The following is a 2762-nucleotide window of genomic DNA, read 5'->3' on the forward strand; positions in this document are numbered from 1 at the left end:
GGATCAATATCAAAGTATTCCGCAATACCTCCACAAACTCCACAAATCATCACATCTCTTCTTGATCTATATAATCTTTTACTATTCATTGTTAATCCTCCATTTCTATATTAACATTTCCTAAACCACAATCAACATCTAATTTTATCTTTCCATCATTATCATGAGAATTACGATCAGCAATACCTGAAAAAGATGTATCTCCTACTCTTACATTACCTAAACCAACACTCACACTTGCGTCATAATCACTCTCATGTCCTGTTAAACGAAGAGAAGCAGAACCAGCACCTACATCAATACTTACTTTTTCGTGAACAGTTACTTTTTGTAAACTCGTCTGTCCCATAGCAGTATTCACTTTTAACTCATCACATTCCAAATAATCCACTTTTACTCTTCCAGCAGCTGTATCCATTTTCACTGTTTTCGCCTTAAGATCATGAACATTTAAAACCCCAGCACTCATATTGAATTTAACAGTATCCAAAGAAATATGTTCTGGAATATAAATATCTATTTGAGAACGTTCATATTTTTGCCCAAACCACCAATAATGAGGTTGATCAATAACTATTTTATCACCTTTCTGATAAATATCAAATCCATTATATAAATGACTCGCTGTAATTCTTATATTTTCTATATCAGTAGCAGTATGAAACTGTACAGACCCATTATGAACATTTACAACTAAGTTATCCATATCATGAGACGCTGTAAAATCACGATCATCTATTTCATAAGATCCCCATTTTAGATTAAGATGTCCCAATAATCCAACTTCACTCAATTCACTTAATCCTCCAATACTTAATCCAGCAAAAATCAAACAAATACCAATTCCAAAACTTATAAGTACTTTATATATTGTTTTCATACTACACTCCTCTAGGATGGAATATTTTACCTAATCCATCAGCTATTGCATTCACTATTGTAGGAATACAATCTCTAAAGAACCACGAAGCAATTTTTCCAAAAACACTTCCCAATCCTGTCAATAAACAAGCTATTCCCATATATATTAATCCAGCACCAGGCATTGAAAACAAATAAATAAATCCTATTACAAACAATATAAATGCTAAAATATGAAAAATAAATGTAATAATCCAAAATCCAAATATAAAACATAAGAATACTGCAAATATCGAAAAACCTATACCAAATAATCCAAATACGCCACCAAACAAACCTTTAAAAATACCCATAACCGAAAATGAGAAAGGTATACAAGCCAAAACAGCTAGAATAATCAAAACAAACTGATCCCTAGAATCCATCTCACTCCATCTATTTCTACCATGATTTTCTTTCTTCGCACTCTTTGTTTTCTTTTTATTTTGAGCATCAATAACTTCAAAATTCTTTGAGTACATATCATCAGAAAAACCACCACTTCCAGCATGAATATGATCATCAAACTTTCCTTTTAACCCATCTTTAATAATCGCTGCAACACGTGCTGGATCACCTAATTCACTTATAACTTTTTGTTCATGACTCGTTCCTGCTTCATCAAAATAATTTTCATAAAAATCCAAGGCTTCCTGACGTTCTTCATCACTAATATCCTGCAACAAGAACTCTAACTCCCTCATAAATTGTTTTCTATCCATTTTGATATCCCCCATCAAATAAATTATTAATTTTCAAAGTGTATTCATGCCATTCCTGCTTATACATATTCAACTGAACAACACCTGTACTTGTAATCTTATAATAACGTCTATTGCGACCTTGAAACTCCTGATCATAACTTTCCAAACAACCATCCTTGAGTAATCTTCTTAAAACTGGATAAAGCGTTGATTCACTCACGCTGATGACCGCTTGAACATCCTGTGTAATCTTATATCCGTATGTCCCATCTTTTTCTCTTGATACAACTGAAAGAACAACTGCATCCAATAAAGCTGCACCAGTATTAAATATCATCTCATCACCTTCATTTCATATAATACTATACGCCATATAATATTATATGTCAATACTCGAAAGAAAAAAACTTCCTTAGAAGTTCTTTCGATAATCAATATAATGTGCTAAAGCATAAAAACATGGAATTGTTAAAAAGATAACCCATGTTGGATGCCACATAGATTGAGTGAATCCTTGCCATAAAAAGATGATGATTGTTAAAATAGGATATCCAAAATAAGAAAGTTTTCTTTTTCTTATTGCACTAACAAGCGTTGATAAAAGTGGGATTGTTAATAAAATAATCCAAGTCGGATGCCATCCTCCTGTCATAACACCATATATTAAATAACCTACAAATAATAATCCACCAAATGGAAATTCATAACGATGTTCATATTTAAACTCTGCCCAATCATCATGATTATACTGTTTTCCATTTACATAAACACCATTATCATCAATATCCACTTTATTGCCATTCTTTTCATGGACATGAATTCCTTTCCAAGAAACATGAACTTCTTCACCATCTTCCTTGACATGTATTCCATCAAACCCCACATGAACATATTTTGAATTATCCTGTTCATTTGTTTCCTCAATAGTATCTTCCTTAACATCTGGCTCATGTAATAATAACTCATCCAATGAAATACCATAAAGTTTAGCCAATTCAATTAAATTATCTGTATCTGGAGACGCTTCAGCTCGTTCCCATTTACTGACTGCTTGTCGACTAATACCTAACTCTTGAGCCAAGGCTTCTTGCGATAAACCTTTTTCTTTTCTTAACTGTAATAATTTATTTGCAATTTCTATATTCATTCTTTTACCCT

At 32.2% G+C, this 2762-nt stretch carries 5 protein-coding genes; all 5 read right to left on the reverse strand.

The features are described from left to right. The coding region (locus BN350_RS21740) for a PspC domain-containing protein (protein WP_044600429.1) at positions 1–89 on the reverse strand (89 nt) is incomplete at its 3' end. 2 nt (positions 90–91) lie between these two features. Beyond that, positions 92–880: a DUF4097 family beta strand repeat-containing protein gene (locus tag BN350_RS16460; RefSeq protein WP_028044571.1), complete on the reverse strand. Its 789-nt coding sequence runs from the start codon at positions 878–880 to the stop codon at positions 92–94. Between the two features lies 1 nt (position 881). After that, positions 882–1622 (reverse strand): DUF1700 domain-containing protein, encoded by a 741-nt coding sequence (locus tag BN350_RS16465; protein ID WP_028044572.1) that lies wholly within the window; start codon positions 1620–1622, stop codon positions 882–884. Further along, complete coding sequence (locus BN350_RS16470) at positions 1615–1941, reverse strand: PadR family transcriptional regulator (RefSeq protein WP_028044573.1); 327 nt, start codon at positions 1939–1941, stop codon at positions 1615–1617. Before BN350_RS16470 ends, BN350_RS16465 begins: the two co-directional genes overlap by 8 nt. A 75-nt stretch (positions 1942–2016) precedes the next feature. Continuing rightward, positions 2017–2762: helix-turn-helix transcriptional regulator (locus BN350_RS16475; RefSeq protein ID WP_315968808.1), on the reverse strand; the 746-nt coding region annotated here is incomplete at its 5' end.

Origin of the sequence: Candidatus Stoquefichus massiliensis AP9 (assembly GCF_000455285.1) — a bacterium.
Taxonomy (GTDB): Bacteria; Bacillota_I; Bacilli_A; order Erysipelotrichales; family Coprobacillaceae; genus Stoquefichus; species Stoquefichus massiliensis.

Excerpts from the sequence above, each read along its gene's own strand:
- BN350_RS16460 (WP_028044571.1), bottom strand. The coding sequence starts at position 880 with ATGAAAACAATATATAAAGTACTTATAAGTTTTGGAATTGGTATTTGT.
- BN350_RS16465 (WP_028044572.1), bottom strand. The coding sequence starts at position 1,622 with ATGGATAGAAAACAATTTATGAGGGAGTTAGAGTTCTTGTTGCAGGAT.
- BN350_RS16470 (WP_028044573.1), bottom strand. The coding sequence starts at position 1,941 with ATGATATTTAATACTGGTGCAGCTTTATTGGATGCAGTTGTTCTTTCA.